This window comes from Rhizobium sp. FG96, from assembly GCF_057808655.1.
In genome coordinates this window covers 1-1,125 of the sequence record NZ_JBMDIL010000040.1, presented here as the reverse complement: position 1 = coordinate 1,125, position 1,125 = coordinate 1, and the positions used below count along the sequence as shown (strand labels likewise).

At 46.3% G+C, this 1,125-nt stretch carries 3 protein-coding genes; 1 reads left to right on the top strand and 2 read right to left on the bottom strand.

Going from position 1 to position 1,125, the window contains the following annotated elements; genetic code table 11:
- Positions 1-237, top strand: a 237-nt coding sequence (locus ACODR6_RS32090; RefSeq protein ID WP_489026618.1) for a hypothetical protein, incomplete at its 5' end; no start/stop codon positions are given.
- A gap of 101 nt (positions 238-338) precedes the next feature.
- Here the strand turns inward: ACODR6_RS32090 and ACODR6_RS32085 are convergent.
- A complete protein-coding gene (locus tag ACODR6_RS32085) occupies positions 339-746 on the bottom strand; it encodes an HI0074 family nucleotidyltransferase substrate-binding subunit (protein ID WP_489026616.1) in 408 nt (135 codons plus the stop codon).
- On the bottom strand, positions 724-1,071 hold the full coding sequence (locus ACODR6_RS32080) for a nucleotidyltransferase domain-containing protein (protein WP_489026619.1): 348 nt from the start codon (positions 1,069-1,071) through the stop codon (positions 724-726). Before ACODR6_RS32080 ends, ACODR6_RS32085 begins: the two co-directional genes overlap by 23 nt.
- Positions 1,072-1,125: the final 54 nt, after the last annotated feature.

The following is a 1,125-nucleotide window of genomic DNA, read 5'->3' as shown; positions in this document are numbered from 1 at the left end:
CTCGATGGGCCAGAGCTTACTTCAAAATGGATTATTTCAACGGGGCAAGGTCACCGCAAGACCTCAATCGCCGAGCAGCGCCAGAAACTGATGACCGCTGATCAGATTTTGGAAATGAAGACCGGCAAGATGCTGCTGCTGGCGGGGTCTAAACCGCCAGCGCTTGTTGACGCAATCGTCTCGCACAGGCATCCGGCATATCAGAGGAAGCTGGATCGGAATCCGATGATAAGATGATGCTTTGAAATCGAAAAGAAATAACGACGCAATGTGAATGAACCCGGCTCTCTGTTGAAATTGAGGGGTTATGTCAATCAGATTGACGAAATCAGCTTAAATCAGGGGTTCAGATTTTTGTACCGGTTTTGCAAAAAATTGAGAGTATTCCTCAATATCGGCGCAACTTTAACGATATCGTTATAGTTATCTTCTGCAAGCTCTTCTGCGAGATACTCGTGTGACGTCGTGTTTCTGTGATCAATCATGTCAAGCCACACTGCCTCGTCGTTTATCCATCCTATTTGGAACGCTTCATTTACGCTTTCCCTTGGTGTCTTTGGATGTATACCTTCATACTTAAGTGCCCTTCGAAGCGTTTTCCACGTCAATTCGATGGTGATTTCGAACCGGTGAATTGTGCCTTCAAAAACTAACTCACGGTCTCGTGGCACGCGAAGTGCGCTTTCTAAATTTGATACTGCTTTTTCAAGGTTAGATAAGCTATCAAACAGCTTTCGTGCGCTCATATATGACGACTCCTTGCTTCAATACACTATTTTGCAGCGATGTAGGCATTCCTTCCAGCTGTGTCACCGCAATTTTGAACAGTGTTCGTGAGTTGAGAATTTTGTCCCGAAGAAAAGTCATCTCTCTTTTTGTTAATTCAGGTGCTGCAATAGCCAAATCTATGTCAGATCGATGATCGTGATCCCCTACTGCGCGCGATCCAAATAAGATAATGCGCTCTACCTTTGGACATGAAGCTAGGCACCGTAGTGCCGCACCTGCACTCTCAGGTACGTTCAGCAACTTTAGCACTGAGCACCTCCTTTCGCCGTGAAGGCATAACATGAACTGCCCCCCATTTCGACCGGACAGTCGGCATAAGCAGAAAGGCTCAAGCAC

Excerpts from the sequence above, each read along its gene's own strand:
- ACODR6_RS32085 (WP_489026616.1), bottom strand. The coding sequence starts at position 746 with ATGAGCGCACGAAAGCTGTTTGATAGCTTATCTAACCTTGAAAAAGCA.
- ACODR6_RS32080 (WP_489026619.1), bottom strand. The coding sequence starts at position 1,071 with ATGTTATGCCTTCACGGCGAAAGGAGGTGCTCAGTGCTAAAGTTGCTG.